This window comes from Brevundimonas viscosa (genome assembly GCF_900116065.1).
Classification (GTDB): Bacteria; Pseudomonadota; Alphaproteobacteria; order Caulobacterales; family Caulobacteraceae; genus Brevundimonas; species Brevundimonas viscosa.
Map to the genome: position 1 here is coordinate 1 of NZ_FOZV01000013.1, position 21,860 is coordinate 21,860.

General features: G+C 69.9%; 18 protein-coding genes and 1 pseudogene. 3 read left to right on the forward strand and 16 right to left on the reverse strand.

Annotation, left to right across the window (positions count from 1 at the left end; translation table 11 throughout):
• Window positions 1-523: 523 nt before the first annotated feature.
• The 13 genes from BM333_RS15115 to BM333_RS15175 form a co-directional block, all read right to left on the reverse strand.
• Window positions 524-1,138, reverse strand: coding sequence for a lytic transglycosylase domain-containing protein (locus BM333_RS15115; protein ID WP_177221918.1), 615 nt, complete (start codon window positions 1,136-1,138; stop codon window positions 524-526).
• Entirely contained in the window at window positions 1,132-1,620 is a 489-nt protein-coding gene (locus BM333_RS15120) for a S26 family signal peptidase (RefSeq protein WP_245777311.1), read from the reverse strand. The genes BM333_RS15115 and BM333_RS15120 overlap by 7 nt, the downstream gene beginning before the upstream one ends.
• Window positions 1,621-1,694: 74 nt before the next feature.
• Window positions 1,695-2,825 carry a TrbI/VirB10 family protein gene (locus tag BM333_RS15125; RefSeq protein WP_092313658.1) on the reverse strand — a complete coding sequence of 377 codons (1,131 nt, stop codon included), beginning with the start codon at window positions 2,823-2,825 and terminating at the stop codon, window positions 1,695-1,697.
• The gene (locus tag BM333_RS15130; protein WP_092313661.1) at window positions 2,822-3,757 is read right to left on the reverse strand and encodes a TrbG/VirB9 family P-type conjugative transfer protein; all 936 of its coding nucleotides are present in this window, start codon (window positions 3,755-3,757) and stop codon (window positions 2,822-2,824) included. Before BM333_RS15130 ends, BM333_RS15125 begins: the two co-directional genes overlap by 4 nt.
• Window positions 3,736-4,419, reverse strand: coding sequence for a conjugal transfer protein TrbF (gene trbF / locus BM333_RS15135; RefSeq protein ID WP_092313664.1), 684 nt, complete (start codon window positions 4,417-4,419; stop codon window positions 3,736-3,738). The genes BM333_RS15130 and trbF overlap by 22 nt, the downstream gene beginning before the upstream one ends.
• 2 nt (window positions 4,420-4,421) lie before the next feature.
• On the reverse strand, window positions 4,422-5,675 hold the full coding sequence (locus BM333_RS15140) for a type IV secretion system protein (RefSeq protein ID WP_245777312.1): 1,254 nt from the start codon (window positions 5,673-5,675) through the stop codon (window positions 4,422-4,424).
• A gap of 4 nt (window positions 5,676-5,679) precedes the next feature.
• Window positions 5,680-6,435: a TrbJ/VirB5 family protein gene (locus BM333_RS15145; protein ID WP_245777313.1), complete on the reverse strand. Its 756-nt coding sequence runs from the start codon at window positions 6,433-6,435 to the stop codon at window positions 5,680-5,682.
• Window positions 6,398-8,809, reverse strand: a complete 2,412-nt coding sequence (gene trbE, locus BM333_RS15150; protein ID WP_092313667.1) for a conjugal transfer protein TrbE — start codon at window positions 8,807-8,809, stop codon at window positions 6,398-6,400. Before trbE ends, BM333_RS15145 begins: the two co-directional genes overlap by 38 nt.
• A 2-nt stretch (window positions 8,810-8,811) precedes the next feature.
• Window positions 8,812-9,087: a VirB3 family type IV secretion system protein gene (locus BM333_RS15155; protein ID WP_092313670.1), complete on the reverse strand. Its 276-nt coding sequence runs from the start codon at window positions 9,085-9,087 to the stop codon at window positions 8,812-8,814.
• Complete coding sequence (locus tag BM333_RS15160; RefSeq protein ID WP_092313673.1) at window positions 9,087-9,407, reverse strand: TrbC/VirB2 family type IV secretion system protein; 321 nt, start codon at window positions 9,405-9,407, stop codon at window positions 9,087-9,089. The genes BM333_RS15155 and BM333_RS15160 overlap by 1 nt, the downstream gene beginning before the upstream one ends.
• 757 nt (window positions 9,408-10,164) lie before the next feature.
• The gene (gene trbB / locus BM333_RS15165; protein WP_092313676.1) at window positions 10,165-11,145 is read right to left on the reverse strand and encodes a P-type conjugative transfer ATPase TrbB; all 981 of its coding nucleotides are present in this window, start codon (window positions 11,143-11,145) and stop codon (window positions 10,165-10,167) included.
• Complete coding sequence (locus tag BM333_RS15170; protein ID WP_245777314.1) at window positions 11,145-12,998, reverse strand: type IV secretory system conjugative DNA transfer family protein; 1,854 nt, start codon at window positions 12,996-12,998, stop codon at window positions 11,145-11,147. Before BM333_RS15170 ends, trbB begins: the two co-directional genes overlap by 1 nt.
• A 237-nt stretch (window positions 12,999-13,235) precedes the next feature.
• Window positions 13,236-13,514: a hypothetical protein gene (locus BM333_RS15175; RefSeq protein ID WP_177221919.1), complete on the reverse strand. Its 279-nt coding sequence runs from the start codon at window positions 13,512-13,514 to the stop codon at window positions 13,236-13,238.
• A 333-nt stretch (window positions 13,515-13,847) separates the two neighbouring features.
• Between BM333_RS15175 and BM333_RS15180 the strand changes: the two genes are divergently transcribed.
• Window positions 13,848-15,656, forward strand: coding sequence for a DUF3363 domain-containing protein (locus BM333_RS15180; protein WP_177221920.1), 1,809 nt, complete (start codon window positions 13,848-13,850; stop codon window positions 15,654-15,656).
• A gap of 21 nt (window positions 15,657-15,677) precedes the next feature.
• Here BM333_RS15180 and BM333_RS15185 read toward each other — a convergent pair whose 3' ends face one another.
• Together BM333_RS15185 and BM333_RS15190 are read right to left on the reverse strand one after the other, a co-directional pair.
• A complete protein-coding gene (locus BM333_RS15185; protein WP_092313682.1) occupies window positions 15,678-16,610 on the reverse strand; it encodes a nucleotidyltransferase and HEPN domain-containing protein in 933 nt (310 codons plus the stop codon).
• Between the two features lie 245 nt (window positions 16,611-16,855).
• On the reverse strand, window positions 16,856-18,145 hold the full coding sequence (locus tag BM333_RS15190; RefSeq protein WP_092313685.1) for a cystathionine gamma-synthase family protein: 1,290 nt from the start codon (window positions 18,143-18,145) through the stop codon (window positions 16,856-16,858).
• A 140-nt stretch (window positions 18,146-18,285) separates the two neighbouring features.
• Between BM333_RS15190 and acs the strand changes: the two genes are divergently transcribed.
• Entirely contained in the window at window positions 18,286-20,229 is a 1,944-nt protein-coding gene (gene acs, locus BM333_RS15195; RefSeq protein WP_092313688.1) for an acetate--CoA ligase, read from the forward strand.
• Between the two features lie 479 nt (window positions 20,230-20,708).
• Here acs and BM333_RS15200 read toward each other — a convergent pair.
• Window positions 20,709-21,047, reverse strand: a pseudogene (locus BM333_RS15200) (IS481 family transposase); the annotation flags it as partial.
• Between the two features lie 241 nt (window positions 21,048-21,288).
• Between BM333_RS15200 and rfbC the strand changes: the two are divergent.
• Window positions 21,289-21,849, forward strand: a complete 561-nt coding sequence (gene rfbC, locus BM333_RS15205) for a dTDP-4-dehydrorhamnose 3,5-epimerase (RefSeq protein ID WP_092313691.1) — start codon at window positions 21,289-21,291, stop codon at window positions 21,847-21,849.
• The last annotated feature ends 11 nt before the right edge of the window (window positions 21,850-21,860 follow it).

The window sequence follows — 21,860 nt, forward strand, 5'->3', positions numbered from 1 at the left end:
CGGAAGAGCGTGGCGACGACGCCGCCGGAACTAAGGCGGATAGTCGCAGTTCGTCCTTCCGGTCCGTAGAGGGCAGTAGTGGGCTCGACGATCCCGCCCTTGTCTTCCTGAAAGACGAACCGCTGCACTACTGAAGAGGCTAGGCGTCTACCTGCGTCGCTGAGGCTGACTTCCATCTCGTAGCGACGGCCGATCGGCCGGCTGCCGCAACCGGTGAGCCCCGCCAAACCAGCCAAGGCTCCCGAGGCAAGCAGAAGCCTTCGATCCATCGTTGGCCCTTGCATCGCTCCCTCTCCTGTTCGGCCCGAGCGTGCGGGCGCTTGGGCTGGCGTGGCAAGCGGAAAGCGTCTGCCAAGAAGGAAACGGAGCGGTCTCGTCGGCACGCTCAAGAGCGGACCTATCTGACCGCCGCTTTGAGTCAGCTAAGGACATCACGGCAAGCAGTCACGTCCTGACCAGTGGGGTCAGCACTGACCACAATGCTGCAGCCAACTCATCGAAGGGCGATGTCGATGCGACGGGGTTACCGGTCTCCTTCGTGAGCCCGGCACTCCCGCGCCGTGCGAGCGCGGCGGCCGGCCGCCAGCGCGAGATAACAGTCGATGACGCTGGCCACGTAGTCCCGCGTTTCGTCGATGTCCGGAACCCGTCCCAGCCGCGCGACCCGGCCTGGACCCGCGTTGTAGGCGGCCAGGGCGAGCCTCAGATCTCCGAACCGCAGCAGCTGCCGCGCGAGGTAGTCCGCGCCGCCGGAGAGGTTCTCCTCGACGTCAAAACGGTCCCGCACCCCGAGGTCTGCCGCCGTCGCGGGCATCAGCTGCGTAAGTCCGGCCGCTCCCGCCAACGAGACAGCGTCCCGCCTGTACGCGGACTCGACGATGACCAGGGCGTGGAGCAGCTTGGGATCCAGGCCGTGGCGGTGGGCGGCGCGCTCGACGTCTTGCGCGAAGGGCTGGACGGGGGCGCCGAGGACCGCAGGCTCCGCCTCGGGGGGCGCGCCCGGTTCGTCGACGGGCGCAGGGGTGGGCTCTTCTACGAAGAGCTCTCCGCCGGCGCGGGCCCAGTCGACCGGCGGCGTGCGAACCGCCGCAGGATCCAGGGCGAGGGCGATGAGCGCCAGCCGGCCGAGGCTCACCATGTCAGCACCCGACGGTAGACGCCGCGGAGCCTGGAGCGCTTGACCGGCCCGAAATAGCGGCTGTCGTAGCTCAGGTCGCTGTCGCCGAGCAGGAAGACCTCGTCCGGCGTCAGGAGGCGACATTCCCGCCAGGGCGGCGGCGCGAGCTGGTCCAGGGCGGGCGTGAAGACCGGCCGCAAGGGTGTGAGCACCTGGCGGCCATGGGCGCAGGCGGGCTGGCCCGGCAGGGCGGCCACCCGCTTGAGGAGGGCAATGTCGGCGTCCACACCCAGACTCGATAGATAGCGGCGCACCTCGGGCGGCGGCTCGGCGGCGACCACGGCTCCGAGCGACAGGGTTTGACCAGGCTGGCGCAGATACAGTCCCGGCGGCAGGCTGCGGCTTTCGTTGATCAGGACGATCGGCGCCACGAGCCGCGCGCCGAGCGCAAGGATGGAAAGTCCAGCCAGGGGCGCGGCCAGCCAGACGATGAAGCGCTTCAAGCGCCGCGGCCGGCCGCGGGGCGGGAGAAGATGCAGACCGCTGGTGGGAAGGAACGGGGTGGGGCTCGCCGGTTTCATGAGGCGCGCGGCTCCAGGACGAGATCGCGGGTGAGCAGCACCCGCACCGGTTCGCCGGGCGCCACGCGCACGACGGTGCGCACCTCCAGCTCCCGGTCGATCAGGCGGCCGCCGAGCTGGGCGGCCTCTATGGCTGCGGCGTCGCCGGCCGTGCCGACCAGGGAGATGCGATCCCGCTCGTCGGACCCGCCGCGCGCCAGTTCGCCGATGGCGGTGATCGCGCCGGCCAGCATGGAGGCGGCCGCCATTGGCCACAGGCGGCGATCGACACGGCCCGGCGCGCCTGGCGCGCCCTGGGCGTCGACGGTGGGCTCGTCCTCCAGATGCAGGCTCGCGCCGTCCGGCAGGATCAGTCGCTCCCAGACCAGATAGACCCGGCGTTCGCCATGGGCGCTGTCGCCGGCCTGGCGGCCAATGAGGCGACTGCCCTGGGGGATGAGCAGGTGACGTCCGCTGACCGTGTCGTAGACCGGCCGACTGACCAGGGCGATGGCCGGACCTGGACGGGTCGTATCGACGCCGGTGAGCAGCACCGCCGGGATCAGGGTTCCGGCCTGGAGTTGATAGGGCGAGCGCGGAACAGTCAGAGGGCTGTCGCCCTGCCCGCCCCGCTCGGCGGAAGCACGGCCCGGCCCCTCCCCGCCGGGAGCGAGACCGGCCGGGAAGAACAGGTCGGAGCCCGCCGCCTGGGCCCGAGCCGAAATCTCGCCCGACCGGGTTCCCGCCGCCGTTCCCCGGGGCCGCCCCACTGTGTCCGGGAGGGGTCTTCGCCGTTCCGGGGTCGCGCGACGGGGCGCCAGCGCCGGGTCCGGCGTTTCGGGGCGGCCGAAGGTTCTCGGCGGCGGAAGGCGGTCGTAGGCCGCCGGCTGGGCGGTGATCCGCTCGGACGGCCTGACCGGACCGGTCTCGCCGGGCGCCTCCAGCGCCCGCTGCCGCTCGCGGGCCTGGGATTTCAGATGGGGATCGAGGACGAAGGCCCAGGTCAGGGAGCCGGCCACCACGGCGGCCGCGGCCAAGGCCAGCGCATGGGCGGCGCCTTTGCGGATGCGGATCGCGCGCGGGCGTGGCGCAAAGGCGCTGAGCGGCGGAGGCTCGGACTTGGGGAGCGGCGGCTTCGGGTCCGTCATCGGCCGCTCTCCTCCAGCCGCCGGAGCCGCACCACCTGTGGGTTGCGGCCGCCCCGACGCAGTTCGGCGGTCCCGAAAAGTCGATCGAGCACCAGCACGGTCCCGCACTGGCGATAGTTGGCCAGCTCGGCCCCCTCCCCGGTCCCGACGTAGAGGGCAGGCGCCTCGGTGGAAGCCACGGCAGGGTGCAGGACGATGAAGGTGCGACGACCGTCATCGAGCACCGCCGTCGGGGTCCAGGCCGGCGGTGGACCCAAGGGCTGGATGTCGTAAGCGTTGTGGAGCGCTTCGGGTGCAGCCGTGAGATCGGACGGCTCGCTCGCGGGTTGCTTCAGCCGCCAGGCGACGGCGGCGTTGAAGCTTTCGGCCGGTCCGCTGAGCAGCTGGATGAAGTAGGTGCGGCGATCCGTGGTCAGGACCAGGTTGGTCTCCAGTCCGGCCTCCAGCGGCTTGATGAGCAGATGGACGCGCTGTCCGGCCCCCTGCCCGGCCGTCGTTTCGCCAATGCGCCAGCGCACCGTGTCGCCTGCGGCCTTGGCCACGATGGCCTCGCCGGGCTCAAGCGCGAGGGTGGTGACGCGCAAGGGCGCGGTCCACACCTCGTAGACGCGGCCCGGCTCCCAATCGAAGACCAGGACGCCGCCGACGAAATCCTGCGGGCGCGACCGGGCGCGGGCGAGCTGGTTGGCGAGAGCAATGGCCGCGGGCCCGGACGGCGCAGTCGCCGGGTTCTCGGTCAGATCGGGCACGCCCGGCGGCAGGCCGAGCGGATCGAGCCAGACCCCGGCGGCGGTATCGGGCCCCTGGGCCGCGAGGGCGTCGGCGACTGCGGAGAGGCCGGCAAGGGACTGCGGGGGGCGAGACGCCGGCAGGCCGGCGCAGCCGGCCAGGGCGGCGACCGCGGCCAGGGTCAGGAGGCGTCGGGGGTCCATGAGATGTCCTCGATCTTCAAACCCAGGGGATTGCGCATCAGCTCGGCCTCGGTCCGGGGCGGCTCGAGCGTGGTGGTGATCAGGGCGCGCCAGCGGCTTTGGCCGGCGCGCGAGCCGTCGAGAAAGCGCGTTTCGCGCCACTGCAGGTCGTAGGTCCGCTCCCCGCGGGGAACGACGTTCAGGACCTCCACCACCACGGCTTCGCGCCCGACCTGGTCGAAAGGGTCGTGGGCCTGGGCCCAGTCGTTGAGAAAGCCGGCGGCCCGAGGCTCCAGCAGTTGGTAGGCGCGAAGCCAGTTCTCGCGGATCACCACAGGGTCGATGGACTTGGAACGGACATCGCTAACAAAGCCGGCGAGCGCGTGGGCCACCTGGGCGCGCGTGGGCTCATAGCGGCCGTCGAGTGCGGTGATGCGGCGGGCTTCGCCGAGCTCTGAGATCTCGACCACATAGGGCCGCACCTGGGCGCGTGACGCCTCGACCCACCAACCGGCGCCCAGGAAGCCGGCCATCAACAGATTGGCCGCAGCCATTCGGCGCCAGTTGCGGGCGTGAGCGAGCGCCAGGCCCATGCGCTCGTCCCAGGCCTGGCCGGCGCGCTGGTAGGGCGTGGATTCCGGCGCCGAGCTTCGCGGTCGGGGCGGCCGAAAGAAGGGGTGCATCTCTAGTCCTCCCGGGACTTCAGTGTGGGCGACAGGCTGCCGGTGCTTTCCGAGCCCGGCGTGAGGGCGCGCACGCCGTTGGCGACGAGGTAGGTCTGGAGCGCCGCCGGCCGGGTCCGCCCCCGACCCGGGGAGGACGGCTGGGCCCCGGAGCGATCCTCCCGCTCCGTCGCGGCCGCTTCGGGCCGTTCACGGCGGGTGGGAGCTCGGGACGCCGCTGCGGCGCCGCCGGAGGCTGGACTTCCGGAGCTGGGCGGCCGCGGGCCGGACGGACCCGGCGGCGAGGGTGGACCGATCGGTCGATCGCCGAACCCGACGCCGGCGGCGAGGCGCGCGGTTCGCGCCGCCGCCGCGCCGCGTCCGGCAAGGGCCGCCGCGCCCGCAGCGCCTGCCACGCCAGCGGCGGCGACCCCGCCAACGGCCAGGCCGCCGGTCATGGCGGCTCCGGCGCCCAGGGTCGGTCCGCCGGTGACGAGCGCGGCGGCGAGGTTGGGGATGAACACCGCCAGCATGGCCAGGAGCAGGCTGGCGGCGAGGATGGCCAGGACCTCGTACATGTCGGGGTTGGCGCTTGGCTGCAGCTGGTCGAAGACGCTGCGTGCGCCTGAGACGACAATCGCCAGGGCGAGCGCCTTCAGGCCGGCCGAGACGACGTAGCCCAGCGGCCGCTCGGCCAGGAAGGCCGACTTGGACCAGATGCCGAAAGGCAGGAGAACGAATCCGCCCAGGGTGACGATCTTGAACTCCAGAAGCGTGACGATGATCTGCAGCGCCAGGATCGCGAAGGCGAGCATGATGCCGATCATGCCCAGGCCCAGGATGAGGGCGTCGGCGAGGTTGCCGGCGATATCGAGGGGGTTGTTGACCGGGGCCGGGGTCTCCCCCAGCGCCTTGACGATCTCCCAACCCTGGGCGAGCACCGCGCCGGGATTGAGGAACTCTGCCCGGTCGAGCCCGCCGCCGCCGGCCAGGAGCCCCAGGTCCACAAAGCCCGCAAACAGGGTCTCCGACAGCCTCTGCCAGTCATTGATGATCCAGGCGAAGGCGCCGATCAGGAGCACCTTGCCGAAGCCGGCGGCGAGCAGGCCGCGCTCGGGCGACAGCGCCCAGTGGATGCCGGTCATCGCCACGACCAGGACGATCATCAGGCCGAAGACGCCGTTCACGGGTCCTGCGAGGGCGGCGAAGCCGGTCGAGACGGTGTCGGAGAACACCGCCATCAGCTCATTGGGGGTCTCCACCCCGGGCCCGGTCATGGCCTCAGTCCCCTGCGTGCCGGAAGGGAGAGAAGGCCGGAGGCGGCGGCGTCGCGGCGTCGCGTCCCCAGTAGCGGCGCCGGGCCTCGAGGGCGGCGGCGCGGTCTGCCGCCTGTCTGGCGGCCGTCTCGGCCATCAGGCGTGACTGAGCCAGCATGGCGGCCCGAAGCGTCGCCAGATCTTCGGCCAGCACCGCCAGCACCTGGGTGGAGGACTGCACCGCCGCCGTCTGGCCCTGGGCCGCCTGGCTGGCCGCCAGCGCCCCGGCCAGGCGCTGGTTGCGGCCCGCGGTCAGCGCCTCCAGCTTCGCGGCGGCGCGCGCGAGATCCTCGGCGGTCCGGCGGGCCTGCTGGTTCCGCTCCCGGCCCTGCGCGATCAGCTGTTCCGGCGCGAGGGCGGAGAGGTCTTCCGGGTAAAGGTCCCGGAACTGCCGTTCCAGGGCCTCCATCTCGGCGGCGACGCCGCGCACCTCGCGGGCCAGCTCTGCGACCTCGGCCAGGGTTTCGGAGGTCTCGACCAGGTGGCTGTAGGGCGAGGCCGCCAGCATGCGGGCCTCGTTGATCAGCTGGCGCGCCTCGTTGTGCAGCGACTCCAGTTGCCGGGCCGCCTGCAGTGCGTTCTGGAGCTGGTTGCGGGGATCGAACACGATCACCTGGGCCGGCGCCGCGCCGGCGGCGAGCAACAGGGCAAAGCCACAGGCGAGGCCGAGCAGGCGGCGTGGATCAGGACGGATGGAAGGCGTCGAGGACCTGGTCGACATGGGAGACTCCCTTGGCTTTGAGGAAGGCGCGGGCGAAGGCTTCAGGCGGGTGATCGCGCCGGATCCGCTCGATCAGGGCCTGGTCTTCGGGGGAAGCGGCGCCGCAGAGCGCCAGACCCGCCCCGGAAAGGCGCAGGTCGAACAGGCGTCGGCCTGAGGGCTGGCGCAGGTAGTAGCCGCGTTTGGGCGGGGCGAAGGCGATCAGTTCGCGCTGGCGTGCGCTGAGGCCGAACTGGCTGTAGAGCGCGGCCGAGGCCGGTTCGAGCGCTCTGGGGTTGGGCAGGAATATCTGGGTGGGGCAGTTCTCGATCAGCGCGGCGGCGATGCTGGAGCTCGCCACATCGTCGAGCGACTGGGTGGCGAAGACCACGGCCGCTCCCTTCTTGCGAAGGGTCTTGAGCCATTCGCGGATCCGGGCGGCGAACGGACCGGAATCGAGGAACAGCCAGGCCTCGTCCAGGATCAGCAGGGTCGGCCGGCCATCCAGGCTGGTTTCGATCTCGTGGAACAGCGCCCCGAGCGCCGGCGCCAGGACCGAGGGGGCGGTCATCAGCGCCTCCAGTTCATAGCAGTCGAAGCGGGCGGGGGCCTGCGCGCCGTCGGCTCCGTCCAGAAGGGCCCCGTAGGCGCCCTGAAGGGTGAGCGGCTCCAGCGCCGCCGACAGCCTGGCGTCCTGCAGCAGGGCGCGGAGCACCGTCAGGGTGCGCTGGGACCGGGGCGTCTCGGCGAGAGCGCCAAGCGCACTCCACAGCGCCTCGCGTCCCGCCGGATCAGGCGGGGCGCCGGCGGCCTCGGCGCAGCCGGCCAGCCACTCCGCCGCCCAGGATCGCTCGATCGGGTCGTCGATCCGCGCCAGCGGCTGCAACGAGACCTCGCCGCCGGGCTCCAGGGCGCGCCAGCGCCCCTCGACCGCCAGCGTCGCCGCCCGCGCGCTGCGCCCCTTGTCGAGCACGACGACGCGGGCGTTCTCGTAGCGAAGCCATTGCAGGGCGAGGAAGGACAGGAGCACGCTCTTGCCCGAGCCGGTCGGCCCCACGACCATGGCGTGACCTACGTCGCCGACGTGAAGGGCCAGCCGGAACGGCGCGCCGCCTGAGGTTCGCGCCGTCAGGAGCGGCGGGGCCTCGAGCCGCGGATCTTGAGCCGGACCCGCCCAGGCGGCGGAGACCGGCAGGAGGTCGGCCAGGTTCAAGGTCGACACCATGGGGCGACGGACATCGGCGTACGGCTCGCCCGGGATCGAACCCAGCCAGGCCTCCACCACGTTGAGGTCCTCCACCCGCGCCACCAGGCCCTGGGCGTTGAGCGCCGCCTCGACCGCTCGCGCGCGGTCATCCGCCATGGCGTCGGTTCCGGCGATGAGGCTGACGGTGAGGGTCAGGTAGCCGTAGGCGCAGGCGTCCGAGCCCAGGGCCTCGAGCGCAGCGTCGCAGGCTTCGGTGCGGGCCAGGGCGTCGGTGTCGACCAGCGGGGTCTCCTCGCGGGTGACGGCTTCGCGAAGCAGCGTGCCCACGCCCTTGCGCTTGGCGAACCAGCGGCGCCGAAGGCGGATCAGTTCGGCCTCGGCCTCGGCCTTGCCGAGCGCAATCCAGCGCGCGCTCCAGCGGCACGGGAACGACAGGGATCCGAGCGCGTCGAGCAGGCAAGGCCGGGTCGCCGAGGGCAGACCGCGCACCGAGACGACCCGCAAGGCCTGGTCTCCGAGCCTGGGCTTCACACCCCCGGTAAGCGGCGCATCGGCCAGCCAGGCGTCGAGGTACATCGGCGTTTCCGGCGCCCTGATCGGGTGGCTGCGCGTCGAGATGCAGTCGTGCAGCCAGGTCAGCAGCGCCGCGTCGTCGAGCTGGCGGATCTGCGGCAGGGCGTCGGCCAGGAGGTCGAAGAAGGCGTCGACCTCGCGGCGGTAGCGGTCCAGCGTCTGGCGCCAATCGGGTCCAGCGCTCGAGGGCGCATCGAACAGCCAGCGCTCGGCCCGGCGCGCGCGGTCCTCCGGCGCCAGCCAGGTCACCGCCAGCCGGCACTCGGTCTCATAGGCGGGATCCTCGTCTTCGAAGGCGGACCGCCGCTCGGCGTCGACCAGCCAGGGAACGGCATGGTCGAAGCTCGGCTCCGGATAGGGGTCGGCCAGGCGGCGGCGAGCCTCCACATGCAGGCACCAGCCGGCGCCCAGGCGGCGCAGCGCATTGTTGAGGCGGCTGCGCACCGCCATCAGCTCGACCTCGCCGGAGGACTCCAGGTCGGGGCCGCGGAAGGCGAGGCCTGAGGTGAAGGAGCCGTCCTTGTTGAGCACGACGCCGGGCGCGACCAGAGCCGCCCATGGCAGGTGGTCGGCGAGGACGGCGGGGCGGCGGCGGTGCTCGTCGAGGAACCGCATGGTCAGGCGTCCAGGTGTTCGGGGCGGCTGAGATGGCGCCGCAGAACGTGGAAGAACCGGGGATCGGCGCGCCCCGCCCAGACGCCCAGCGCGTGGGCGAGGGCCCACCACAGCAGCCCCAGCCACCAGATGCGCAGCGCCAGTCCGAGCACCAGGGCGACCGTGCCCATCAGGATGGCGTAGTCGCGCGGCATGCCGGCCAGCGTCACCGGTTCGGCCAGAGCGCCGGCGAGCGGGACCTCCCACCCATCAGGCCTGTCTGGCGTTCGGGCGTCCATCAGCGGATCTCCAGCCCGCCGGCGAAGCCGAAGAAGTCGAGGAAGAAGGTGGAAGCGGCGAAGGCGATCGACAGGCCGAACAGGATGCCCAGGCCGCGCCGCATGTTGGATCCGCCCTCGCTCATCGCCACGCCGACGCCGAACAGGACGACCGCGACCACGGCGGCGGCCTGAACGACCGGACCGGTGATGGATTCCACGATCTGCCGCAGCGGCCCTTCCCAGGGCATTCCTGAACCGCCGGCCCAGGCGGGAGCGGCCATCATCAGGCCGCAGATCACCGTCGCGGCCGAAAGGCCGCGTGAAAACAGTCTGCGCATGTCAAGTATTCCTGATCCCGGGCGCTGCATCGGCCCGTTGACGTCAGATCAGATCAAGCACGCGCGCATCCGGTCAACTACTCTGACGGAATATATTATTCCGGACGACCTCAGCGGGGCCGCCGGCCGCACGCGGGCGCATTCGGGAGCTGTCGACGGCGGACGCGATCTAGCTTGCCGCGCAGGCATAAGAGGCTATCCAACAACGATTTTTTGCACAGAAGGGATCGTCGATCCCCGGTCTGCCCGTCCTGTTTGAAGCCTTGGGCGGAGCGATCTTGTCGGGTCGCCGACCGGGACGTCCCTCACCCAGAATATTTTCTGAAAGATCGGGCCGACACCCCTCGGGGCCTTCATTCAAGGGCGATGTTCCGCCGTCGGTTCGATCGGACCGGCGGTGCGAGATGCGAGGAGGTCGACGCGTGCGTGAAGCACTGAACGGGCTGGCCGCGAAGTCCAGCCGTCCACCATGCGTCCGAACGCTGCGAATCCCCCTGCAAGTCGGCGCGGTTGAGCTCCCAGCCCGGTCACTCCAGCTCGCCGCTCCGGCCAAGCGCCGCCTTTTGCGACCTCCAGGGTTTCGCGTCGGCCCCGGCCACACTCGTCGAGGCACTACATCTTTACCGTTCGGGAAATCTGCGCGCCCCAACGGCCGAAGCCGCCATTCTTTCCCGATCGGAAAGACGCCCCCATTGGCGTGATGATGAGCGCCCCGACGGAAGCGCACCGGACGCGGGCGCCTTGGGTCAGGGTGATCTCACCCGGGCGCCGGCGCTCTTGCGTCGAGCTCAACGCGCGCAGGCGCCATGATCTCCGTTACGCGGCGGCCGTCATGGGTCCGCTCAATCTGGACGATCAGATCGACAGCCTGACGGATCATCCGGGCCGGACAGCGGCTGGTCACCTCGGCGATCAGGTCCTCCAGCCGGTCGAGCGCCTCGGCGGCGGAGTTGGCGTGTATCGTCGACAGCCCGCCGGGATGGCCTGTGTTCCAGGCCTTGAGCGTCTCGAGCGCTGCGGCCCCGTCGCGCATCTCTCCCACGACGATCCGGTCAGGGCGCATGCGCAAGGCGTCGCGGACCAGATCGGCCACACCGATCACGACGGGGTGCCGGCGGGTCAGGACCGGCACGGCATCCCAGGCCGAGCATTGCAGCTCGGGCGTATCCTCGATCAGGAACACCCGATCCTGGGCGAAGGCCGGTTCGGCCAGAAGCGCGTTGGCCAGGGTGGTCTTGCCCGAACCGGCGCCGCCGGAGATCAGCAGGTTGCGGCGCTCGGAGACGGCGGCTCTCAAGCGCTGCGCTTGCTCAACGGTCAGGCTGCCGTTCTGCACATAGTCCGCCAGCCGCCAGATGACCGCGGCCCGTTTGCGGATGGAAAAGGCGGGAGCCGCGACGACCGGCGGCAAGAAGCCCTGGAAGCGCTCTCCGCCCGGCAGGACGCCGGAGAGGCGCGGATCGGCCGGGGTGACTGGCGTGCCCACGTGGTCGGCCACCAGCCGTATCACCCGCTCCCGGGCGTCGACGGACAGGGGTGCATCAAGGTCCACCCGGCCGCCGCCGAGGCGATCGATCACCAGCCGGCCGTCCGGATTGGCGAGGATCTCCACGACCGTCGGTTCAGCCAGGGCCGCCTCGATCGCAGGTCCCAGCGCATGGCGAAGCGCCTCCCGGCGCCGTCCCGCCGAGATGGCCTGCGCGCTTAATCGATCCCCTCCCCCCAACGGTTCGGGCATCAGAACCGCCCCGCGGAGGAACGCTCGCGCGCCGCCTCCTGGGCCGCGAAGTCTGCAGCCAGCTGTTCATAGAGGTCCGCGGGCGGACTGGAAGACAGGCCGGAGAGTTCGGCCTCGGGCGGGGACGGAGGCAGGAGGCCGAGCGCCCGCCGGTCCGCCCACGGGTGGGGCGGAGCCCCGGGCGTGTCCACGCCCACAGCCTGATCCGGCGGCGCCAGACGAGCGCGGCGCCGGAACACGGCGTGGCGGTCGTAGCGGAGCTTTCGGGTGCGCAGCGGCCGCTGTCCGGCGGCGAAGGTGAGCTGGACATCGTCCGGCAACGCGCGCACCTCACCGGGCTCGAGTAGCGGCCGCTCGACGAGGCTGCGCGAGACCGAGGCGCGACCGCCCGAGAGCCCGGCGGGAGCGCTGCGGCTCACGCGCGGCTCCAGCACCGTGCCGGTGAGCCTGGAGACCTTTTCCTGGGTCAGCGGATCAAGGGCTGAGAAGGCGGTGTAGACGTGGCAGTTGTCCAGGATGGTGTTGTGGGGACCGTAGGTCTCGACCACGTCGTTCAGGGATTGGGCCACGAACATGGGCTTGATCCCGTAGCCGCTCATCAGCCTGAGCGACTTCTCGAAGAAGGCCAGCCGCCCAAGCAGCGGAAACTCGTCCATCAGCATCAGAAGCGGCCGCCGCTTGGGCCGCCCGGCCGCATCGGCGCGTTCGTCCAGGGTCAGGCTCTGGGCCGCGGCGTAGAACAGGAGCCGCACGAAGGGGCGCAGCGCCACAGCGTCGGCGGGCGACGTCTGGATGTAGAGCGAGACCGGGTGATCTGCGCACATCAGGTCCCCCAGCGCGAAGTCTGAACCTGAAAGAGCGCGCTCCAGATCCTCTCCAGCCAGCCAGGCTAGGTAGGATCGGGCCGTGCCCTGCACCGAGGTGCGGAATCGCGCGTGCATCGCGGCAAAGCCTTTGCAGGCGATGGCGATGAAGGGGTGAACCTCCGGCTCCCCGTCCGGGCCCGCCCGGTGAAGGGTGCGCCCCATCAGTTCGACCGTTTGGTCGAGGTCGGCAAGCAGATCGCGCACGACGATGAGCGTCTTGCGCTCGACCGGTTCGCTATGGAGCACGTGCAGGATCACCGCCGTCAGGATCTCGCCGGCGGCGCGATCCCAGATCGGCTCCTCCTCGCGGCCGCCGGTGGGGTCCGACAGCACAGCGACCAGCCGCTGCACCTGTCCCACCTCGGCGGGTCCTGGCCGGATCTCGGCCAAAGGGTTGAAGCGGACGGAGTGTGAGCTGCGTGGGTTCAGAAAGCAGGCATGGGAGAAGCGGCTCCGCCAGCCGGCGGTGGCCCGCCACAGCTCCCCCTTCGGGTCATGGACCAGAACGCTATGGGTCCAGGACAGCAGGGTTGGAACCACATGGCCTCGTCCCTTGCCGGCGCGGGTGCCGCCTGTCACCAGGGTTGGCCTGAGGTCCGTGGTGGCCAGGAGCCGGCCCTCCAGTTCGCCAAGGATGCAGCCGGCGTCTTCGAGCAGGCCCGCGCGACGCGCGTCCGCCAGACCGCCCCATCCCCGGCGCCGACGCGGGCGCGAAAGCGCCGCGACAGCGCGACCTACGACGATCGCCCCGCCCAGGGTCGCAAGCGCCGCGGCCCCCGCCGCCGATCGGCCGGGACCAGCCTCGGGGTGTTCGACCAGCCAGCCGACGACCGCTGCGGGCGGGTAAAGCGCCAGGCCCGGCGCCGGCCGCCAGGCGTCTCCGAGTGCGGGGTCGGAGCCATAGACCCAGGCGAAGGCCTGGGTCGCGGCCTGCAGCGCGGCCGCCGCCGTCGCGGCGGTGAACATCCATCGCAGCTGCGGCCTCATGGGGACCTCCCGGATCACTCACACGAGCGAAATGGGGGCCGAACAAGCGTGGCGAAATCTCGGCGGCGTCCTTCCATGACCACAGCACCCGGGCCGGGCCTAACCGAATATTTTCTGTCTTCCCGAGATCTCAGGCTCAGACGGCTATCGATGCTCCATAATATATTCTGACGACACGCGCTCTCCACGCACAGCTCGGGCGACCTCACTCGTTCTTCAGGCGCCCCGCGGAAGCGCTCAGGAGGCTGGAGCGACGGGCCAGCCCCCCGGCCGGCGCGGCTCTCTGGACGATGCGCGGGGCGCGGTGAGCTGGCGGCGCACCCAAGCGTGGAGCAGGCTACGAGGATAGTAGGGCGTACGTCCCAGATGCACGCAGGGCGGGCCGTTCGAGCCGGTGCTATAGATCTTGGCCAGCGTGCCGGGGCTGCGCCGGATGCCCAGCGCCGCGAGTTCCCGGGAGGCTTCCTTGCGGGTCAGAAGGATGTCGGCGTCGTCGAGGTGAGTGCGTGTCGGCATGAGGCGATCTCCGCGCGAATGGGAGCCGCGGAGCGTCGCGGGGTCAACCACCTGGCCAAGTATATTCTTCGGGCGGGCAGGTCAGCTCGAGTAATGAATATTCACCTCAGGTCATAAGGAGGCGCCTTCTGTCGGCTCGACAAGCGGCCAGCTGAGACGGGAACCTGTGAGGCGGCCGCGCACCATCACGGGCGCCTGACGAGCCATCAGAGACTGATGCGGAATCCTGCCGATCCAGATCCCGATGAAATCAGGCCACCGCTGAGCGCGCGCCTTGAGCGGGAGCAGCCGCCGGCCCTGCCGAAAGGGAGTCGGGCCGCGCGGCGCGACAGGATGCGTAGCTTCAATCGACCGACGGGGTCGCCCGGCGTACGCCGCTTCGGTTCAGCGTCGTCGAGCTGGCCACGCTCGGTCGTCGTCAAGCTTCAGGTGTTCGGTTCCGCACCCACCGCTCGTCGGAACCTGGCCACCCACCTCTCCTACATCGCCCGAAGCGGAGCCGGCACGGAGGGGGAAAGGGTGCGGCTGTTCAACCAGGATCAGGATGATCTCGACCGCTTGAGCTTCTTCGCCCGCTGTCGGGAGGATCCCCGACATTACAGGTTGATGATAGAGCCTGGCGACGACAGCCCCCTGCCGGATATCCGAGCCTTTGGTCGGCTCTTCATGGCCGAGCTCGAACGGGAAAGAGGCCTCAGGTTGGAGTGGGCGGCTGCCGACCATCACGACACCGGCCGCCCTCACCTTCACATCGTTCTCAGGCAGCGCAGCCTGGATGGACGCCGGGTTTCCCTGGGCGGCCCCGGGGCGGCGAACCGATTAAGGCTCAAGGCCTGCGAGCTCGCCACCGACGAACTCGGGCCGCTTCCGGAGCGCGTCCTTCCAGAGTTGGCTCGAGTCCGGTCGTTCACACCTGCGGACCAGGTGATGCTCGACCACGCCGTTGATGAGCGGCTTAACGTATCCATTCTGCCGGACCACTGGCGCGCCACAGTCCTCCGTCGGCTGGCCTATCTGGAGGATCGGGGACTCATTGCGGCCGGCGGCCCGACTGAGTGGGCGGTTCCGAGCGACCTGCGGCCGAGGCTCCTGCGGGCGCAGCTCGACCAGGAGCGGGCTTACCGCGCCGCGCGGATTGTTCGCGACAGCGTCTGGCGAAGCGAGATCGGCAGGCTGACGCCTGCGGCGCTTGGGCTCGGCGAGCGGCTCGTTGGCGGCTTCGTGAGCGTAGAGGGGATCACCCCGCAGCGCGCGGGGGCCCATTGCGCGGTGATCGACGGCGCCGACGGCCGCCTCGCCCATTTCGAGTTCCGGTACGCCCACTCTGTCATGTGCCTGGATCGCGTCCCGCCCGGCGCCGTCGTGGAGGTCTCTGCGACCGCCCGAACCACCCGCCGCTCGGACCAGCGCATCGCCGAGATCGCGGCGGCCCACGGGGGGCTCTGGTCCGTCGAGCTGCATGGGCGGGCCGCACCGTCGGCCCACCCCCGGTTCATACGCATGCATCAGGCTCGACTGGAGTCTATGAGCCTCGACGGCGCCTGCCGCGCGCTTGGTGACGGCCGCTTCGAGATCCCGACCGACTACTGCGAGCGGGCGCTTCGAGCTGATCTCGCAAAATGGGGACCTGCCGATCATCAGGCGCGCGTGCTGGATGACCGACCACTGGACGAACAGATCCGCGCGCCCGGCCTCACCTGGCTGGACCGGCTGATGACCAATGAAGAGCGGGTGCGGTATGCTGGCCCCTTCGGTGCGCATGTCGCCGAAGCGCTGCCGGAAAGAGAAAAGCGCCTGCGGATGACAGGTCTTGGGTCGGGCGATCCGCTGGTCCTGTCTCCGGCCGACGTGCGCAAGCTGCAGGCGATGGAGTTGAGGTCGGTGATGGAGCCGCTTGAGAAGACGGGCAGGGCCGTCTTCCTGACGAAGGACGGGCAGCAGGCTGCCGGTCAGTACGTGACGCGTGTCCACATCTCAGGTTCTCCACATGCGATTCTGGAAGGCCAAAGCGCCTTCCACCTCGTGGCCTGGAAACCCGGCATGGAGGCGGCGCGAGGCCGGTGGATCGAGGCCGTGGTGCGCGAGGGCAGATCCGAGTTCCGCACGGTCCGAAACGCCATGCGGCAGTTCGGTCTTGGTTAGCCGCGCAAAAGGTTCGGGCCGTCAGGGCTGTTCAGCCTGAGCGCGGAGATCTGCAATCCGGGCTCTGCAACTCTCGGCCACCAGATCGCGCAGCCGTATCGCGGCGGCGGTCAGCCACTCGAGGTCTTCGACCGAGGCGTCGTACTGATCCGAGTACCGAGCCTCGACGTAGGCGCGCTTCAGCAGTTCGAAGCGGCGCCGATCGATCCGGCTCTCCCGCGGCCAGGCTTCCGCCAGACGTCGGTCCACGTCCTCGGCAAGTGAGCGGAGGAATTTGATGTTGTGAGATCGGGGGAAATAGAAGGTGTGGACGAGGAGGAGACAAGCGTAGGCAGTTTCGACAGCCTGATGGAGCTCAAACGCGGCGCGCTTCCGAAAATGCTGCCCACCCGGTGCCTCTCCAATGTGATTGCCGGCATCCCTGAGCCACAAGTCGAGATCGGCCCGCCGAGCGTTCCAATGCCGAGACGCCGCGGCGGCTGCGTCGACCGCCGTTATAAGCCGCGGTTCAGCCAGCGGATGCCCCGGAACCTCGTGCAGCACGACCCCGTCCCGCGCAATGTCGGTCCAGAAGTACTCTCCCCGCACCAACGCTGCGTTCACTTCGGCCAGGTCATGGACGATGAGGTTCACCGTTCGGCCGATCTCGGGATCGCGCAGGATCCTGTCCTCAGCCGCCCACCAGTATTCGGCGATGTCGGTCAGCTTTTCATGACTGACGACGATCAGCAGGTCGAAGTCCGAGAGGTAGCCGTTTTCGGGCTCGTCGACCCAGTCGTCCCGCGCGTAAGACCCGAACAGGATCACCTTGAGCACCTTGCCGCCGCGGCGCCAGTCGCAGGTGCCGCCCCCGCCACGGGTGCGGGCCGCCTCGAACTCCGTCAGGAGGATATCGACGATCTTTGCCAACTCATGCTGCTGGCGATGCGGCAGGTGATGTAGGTCGATCTTCACCCGCTGAGCTTAACCCGGTTTGTCCAGAGAGCGTCAGGATCAGGGGACGGCCTGCGAATATATTTTGTGTGTACGTCCAGAGCTGCCGCAGCCGCCTTCGCCCCATCCCACGAGGAAACGCGGCGAACAGAGGTGACGCGGCTGGCGCCAAGGCGCAGATGCACGTCCGGTGAAATACCCTGGGAAGGGAGCTTGAGCGACGCGGCCGCCGAGCCCCGACGACCACCGCGACCGTCAGTTCTTTCTCAGATCGCTTGGAGCGCCTGAACGAGGTCGGCGAACAGATCCTCGACGTTCTCGATGCCCACCGACAGGCGCACCAGGTTGTCGCCGATGCCGCAGCGGGCCTTGGCCTCGGGCGTGTAGTCCGAATGGGTGGTGCTGGACGGGTGGGAGACCAGGCTCTCGGTGCCGCCGAGGCTGACCGCCAGCTTGAACAGGCGGAGCGCGTTGAGCATCCGGAAGGCCTCGGCCTCGCCGCCCTTGAGGCGGATGGAGAAGGTCGAGCCGGGCCCGGCGCACTGGCGGGCGAAGATGGCCTGCTGGTCGGCCGAGCTCTCCGCGCCCCCGGCGTCGAGGACCGCTTCCAGCTTCGGGTGGCCGCGCAGCCGGCGGACCAGCTCCATGGCGTTCTGCTGCGACCGCTCCATGCGCACGTGCAGGGTCTCGAGGCTGCGGGTCAGCAGCCAGGCGGTGTGCGGATCGGTGACCGTGCCGCAAATGGTGCGCATCTCCGCCACCCGACCCATCAGCCCGGCCCGGCCCATGCAGGCGCCAGAGATCAGGTCGGAGTGGCCGCCGACGTACTTGGTCAAGGAGTAGAGCACCAGGTCGGCGCCGTGCTCGAGCGGCTTCTGCCACAGCGGACCGAGGAAGGTGTTGTCGACCACCAGCGGCGGGGCCTCGGCCTGGCCGAGATCGCGGATGGCGTCGGCGGCGGCGCGCAGGTCGATCAGCTGGTTGGTGGGATTGGCCGGCGTCTCGACATAGACCGCCGCCAGCCGGCCGCCGCGGGCGGCGCCGCGGGCGGCCGCGTCGCGCACGGCCGTCGCCAGCGCCGCGCCGCCGTCGCAGTCGGCGACGCTGACCGTCTCCACCCCCATGCGCGGCAGGATGCGGTCGAACAGGTATTCGGTGCCGCCGTAGGCCGGGGCGGTGTAGACCACCACGTCATTCGGCCGGCTCAGCGCCAGGATGGTGGTCGAGATCGCCGCCATGCCGCTGGAGAAGACCAGCGCCTTGTCGGCCCCGTCCCACACGGCCAGCCGGTCCTCGAGGATCTCGAGGTTGGGATTGTTGATCCGCGAATAGATCAGCCCCAGCGCCTCGTCCGGATCCTTCTCGCGCAGACCGTAGGCCACCTCGAAGAAGCGCTTGCCGTCCTCGGCCGAGCGGAACACGAAGGTCGAGGTCTGGAAGATCGGCGGCTTGATAGATCCTTCCGACAGCGCCGGATTGTAACCGAAGCCCATCATCAGGGTCTCTGGCGCGAGCGGGCGGTCGCCCAGGCGGCGGGCGTGGTGGCGGTCGGTCATGCGGCGTCTCCTGCGGGCGCGTCTGCCGGCGCCCTTTGATGCGCCCGCCGATAACCGATCCCGCCCGGCTTCTCCAGTCGCCGGCCTTCCGCGCGGGCCGGGGCGGCTCTAACGTGAGCCGTCAGCCGCAGGAAACCGACATGACCGAGCCCGAACTCTATCCCGTCCCGTCCGAATGGTCGCAGCGCGCCCGGATGACGAAGGCGGGCTACGAGGCGGCGCGGGCGGCGGCGCGGGAGACGCCGGAAAGTTTCTGGGCCGAGCAGGCGCGGCGGCTCGACTGGTTCGAGGCGCCGACGACGATCAGGGACGTGTCATTCCACAAGGCGGACTTCCGCATCCGCTGGTTCGACGACGGCGTGCTCAATGTGGCCTGGAACTGCCTCGACCGGCATCTGGCCAAGCGCGGCGACCAGACGGCGATCATCTGGGAGGGCGACGATCCGGACCAGTCCGGCAAGCTGTCGTACCGCGAGCTGCATCGCGAAGTCTGCCGCATGGCCAACGTCCTGAAGGGGCTGGGCGTCGGCAAGGGCGACCGGGTGACGCTGTACCTGCCGATGATCCCCGCCGCCGCCGTGGCCATGCTGGCCTGCGCCCGCATCGGCGCCATCCATTCGGTGGTGTTCGGGGGCTTCTCGCCCGAGAGCCTGTGCGGCCGCATCGAGGACTGCGGCTCGAAGGTGGTGGTCACCGCCGACGAGGGGCTGCGCGGCGGCCGGCCGGTGCCGCTCAAGGCCAATGTCGACGCCGCCCTGGCGAAGGGCGCGGGCGCCGTGGTGGAGAAGGTGCTGGTGGTGTCGCACACCAACGCCGACGTGCCGATGGTCGAGGGTCGCGACGTGCGCTACGGCGAGGCCAAGCACGGCGTGTCGGACGACTGCCCGTGCGAGCCGATGAAGGCCGAGGATCCGCTGTTCATCCTCTACACCTCGGGCTCGACGGGAAAGCCCAAGGGGGTGCTGCACACCACCGGCGGCTATCTGTTCTGGGCCGCGTGGACCCATGAGCTGGTGTTCGACTATCGCCCCGGCGAGGTGTTCTGGTGCACCGCCGACGTCGGCTGGGTCACCGGCCACAGCTATTGCGTCTACGGCCCCCTGGCCAACGGGGCGACGACCCTGATGTTCGAGGGCGTGCCCAACTGGCCCGACCACAGCCGCTTCTGGCGCGTGGTCGATAAGCACAAGGTCGAGATCTTCTACACCGCGCCGACGGCGCTGCGGGCCCTGATGCGCGAGGGCGACGGGCCAGTGAAGGCGACCGACCGGTCGTCGCTGCGCCTGCTCGGCACGGTCGGCGAGCCGATCAATCCGGAGGCCTGGCGCTGGTACTACGAGGTAGTCGGTGAGGGCCGCTGTCCGATCGTCGACACCTGGTGGCAGACCGAGACGGGCGGAATCCTCGTCTCTCCCCTTCCCGGCGCCACCGACCTCAAGCCGGGCTCGGCGACGAGGCCGCTGCCCGGCGTCGAGCTGCAGATCGTCGACGCCGACGGCGCCTTGCTGGACGGGCCGGCCGAGGGCAATCTCTGCATCACCGACAGCTGGCCGGGCCAGATGCGCACCGTCTGGGGCGATCCGCAGCGCTTTTTCGACACCTATTTCTCGACCTATCCGGGCAAGTATTTCACCGGCGACGGCTGCCGCCGGGACGCCGACGGCTATTACTGGATCACCGGCCGGGTCGACGACGTGATCAACGTCTCGGGCCACCGCATGGGCACCGCCGAGGTGGAGAGCGCCCTGGTGCTGCACGAGGCGGTGGCCGAGGCGGCCGTGGTCGGCTTCCCGCACGACATCAAGGGCCAGGGCATCTGGGCCTATGTGACGCTGAAGGCGGGGATCGAGCCATCGGACGCGCTGCGCCGCGACCTCGTCGCCCACGTCCGCGCCGAGATCGGCCCGATCGCCGCGCCCGACGTGATCCAGTGGGCGCCCGGCCTGCCGAAGACCCGCTCGGGCAAGATCATGCGACGGATCCTGCGCAAGATCGCCGAAGGAGAGACGGGCGCGCTGGGCGATGTCTCGACGCTGGCGGACCCGGGGGTGGTGGAGGAGCTGGTGAGGGGCGCGCAGAGGTGACGCCGGGACGAGGTCGGCCCGCCGCCGGCAGCGGTCCGAAAAGGGCCCGCCTTGCTCCCGGGTTCAACGCAGCTCCCGCACCGGGCACTGAGCGGGTTTGGCCAGCGCCTGAAGCCAGAACAGGCTCCGTTGAGAACTCCCAAACGAGCCAGAAGCTATTTATGCGGGTGGTTCCGGGGATGGAGCGCTTCGCCTGTTCCCGTGCCAACGGGCGCAGACTTGGCCTCACGAGGCGCAGGATGGTCGAACCTTCTTCGGTGGTGTTCTCCGCTTCAATAGACCTGGGGAGTGCTGGCGCAGGCGACGGAGCAGAACATGTCTCCGCTCTTCATTGGCCCCTCTTCGAGGTGGCCTCGGACGTTCGTTTCCGCTCGAATGTGCAGATCTCGCGCCGCTCGGACGGGCCAAACAACCCGTGTGGTGGCTCCGCGGGCACAGTGGTGCCACGTCGGCAACGGCGGCCTCATGAACCGCCCCACGGGCAGGCGGCTGATGCCGTGGCGCTTCAGACAACGGTGAAGCGACGACCGGGTCAGGTTCAGTAGCGTCGCCTGGAGCGCGTAGAGACAGTCCGGCGGCAGCAGGGTATGCCTGCGGAAGGCGACGATCGCCTCTTCCTCGGGCGTCAGAACTGTCGAGCGAGCCGTTTTGGGGCCCATCGGCGCGTCATGGACGAAGGCCCGCTTGCGCCATTTGGCGACGGTCTTGTGGTTGAGCCCGTGTCGCGCCGCTAGCTCTTTGAGCGGAGCCTTCGATCGCTGTATCGCAGCTCGGACGGCGTGCGTGGTCGTGGCGCTGCCGTGGAGTACCTGGCCCATAGTGCCTCCTGGAATGAAGGATCAGCTTGACTGATTCCCCCACACCTCGGGACTGAACACCTAGGCCGGCGGCTGAGAGCATCAAGGCGACATTCGCGACCTGCTCGACGTCTGACGGGGGGTCCCCTTGCTTCGGGCGGGGATCGCGTGCAGATACACTGCGGCCGAAGTCGGGGGGCACGGCAGCGGCGGCCCGGAGCACCGCAGGTTGCATGACGTGTCACGCGGTTAGGGGCAGAAAATGAGCAACTTCCGGATTACGCGGTCCTGGATCCCTGAATTGCGCATCATCGAGACCCGCAGGTTCGCGGACGATCGCGGCCATTTCAGCGAGACCTTCAGCCAGTCGGCCCTCGCCGACGACGGATTCGACGCCCCCTTCGTCCAGGACAACCAGTCTCTGTCGCGGGCGACAGGCACCCTTCGCGGTCTGCACTTCCAGACAGCCCCCTTCGCCCAGGACAAGCTGGTGCGCGTCATCGCCGGCTCGGTCTGGGATGTCGCGGTCGACCTGCGCAGGTCTTCGCCGACCTTCCGACAGTGGTACGGGCTCGAATTGAGCGCCGAGAACGGCCTTCAACTGCTCGTTCCCGTCGGCTTTGCCCACGGCTTCCTGACCCTCGAGTCTGACACGATCGTGGCCTACAAGGTCACCGCTCCCTACAGCGGGGCGAATGACGCCGGCGTGGCTTGGGACGACCCGGACCTTGCGGTCGGCTGGCCTCTGCCGGTCGCCGAACCGGTCCTTTCGGACAAGGATCGGAACCTTCCCCGGTTGGCGCACGCCGCCCTTTTCGACTGAGACAGGCCAGA

Coding starts and splice junctions, on each gene's coding strand:
- BM333_RS15115 (WP_177221918.1), bottom strand. CDS start 1,138: ATGGTGAGCCTCGGCCGGCTGGCGCTCATCGCCCTCGCCCTGGATCCT.
- BM333_RS15125 (WP_092313658.1), bottom strand. CDS start 2,825: ATGACGGACCCGAAGCCGCCGCTCCCCAAGTCCGAGCCTCCGCCGCTC.
- BM333_RS15130 (WP_092313661.1), bottom strand. CDS start 3,757: ATGGACCCCCGACGCCTCCTGACCCTGGCCGCGGTCGCCGCCCTGGCC.
- trbF (WP_092313664.1), bottom strand. CDS start 4,419: ATGCACCCCTTCTTTCGGCCGCCCCGACCGCGAAGCTCGGCGCCGGAA.
- BM333_RS15140 (WP_245777312.1), bottom strand. CDS start 5,675: ATGACCGGGCCCGGGGTGGAGACCCCCAATGAGCTGATGGCGGTGTTC.
- BM333_RS15145 (WP_245777313.1), bottom strand. CDS start 6,435: ATGTCGACCAGGTCCTCGACGCCTTCCATCCGTCCTGATCCACGCCGC.
- trbE (WP_092313667.1), bottom strand. CDS start 8,809: ATGCGGTTCCTCGACGAGCACCGCCGCCGCCCCGCCGTCCTCGCCGAC.
- BM333_RS15155 (WP_092313670.1), bottom strand. CDS start 9,087: ATGGACGCCCGAACGCCAGACAGGCCTGATGGGTGGGAGGTCCCGCTC.
- BM333_RS15160 (WP_092313673.1), bottom strand. CDS start 9,407: ATGCGCAGACTGTTTTCACGCGGCCTTTCGGCCGCGACGGTGATCTGC.
- trbB (WP_092313676.1), bottom strand. CDS start 11,145: ATGCCCGAACCGTTGGGGGGAGGGGATCGATTAAGCGCGCAGGCCATC.
- BM333_RS15170 (WP_245777314.1), bottom strand. CDS start 12,998: ATGAGGCCGCAGCTGCGATGGATGTTCACCGCCGCGACGGCGGCGGCC.
- BM333_RS15175 (WP_177221919.1), bottom strand. CDS start 13,514: ATGCCGACACGCACTCACCTCGACGACGCCGACATCCTTCTGACCCGC.
- BM333_RS15180 (WP_177221920.1), top strand. CDS start 13,848: ATGCGTAGCTTCAATCGACCGACGGGGTCGCCCGGCGTACGCCGCTTC.
- BM333_RS15190 (WP_092313685.1), bottom strand. CDS start 18,145: ATGACCGACCGCCACCACGCCCGCCGCCTGGGCGACCGCCCGCTCGCG.
- acs (WP_092313688.1), top strand. CDS start 18,286: ATGACCGAGCCCGAACTCTATCCCGTCCCGTCCGAATGGTCGCAGCGC.
- rfbC (WP_092313691.1), top strand. CDS start 21,289: ATGAGCAACTTCCGGATTACGCGGTCCTGGATCCCTGAATTGCGCATC.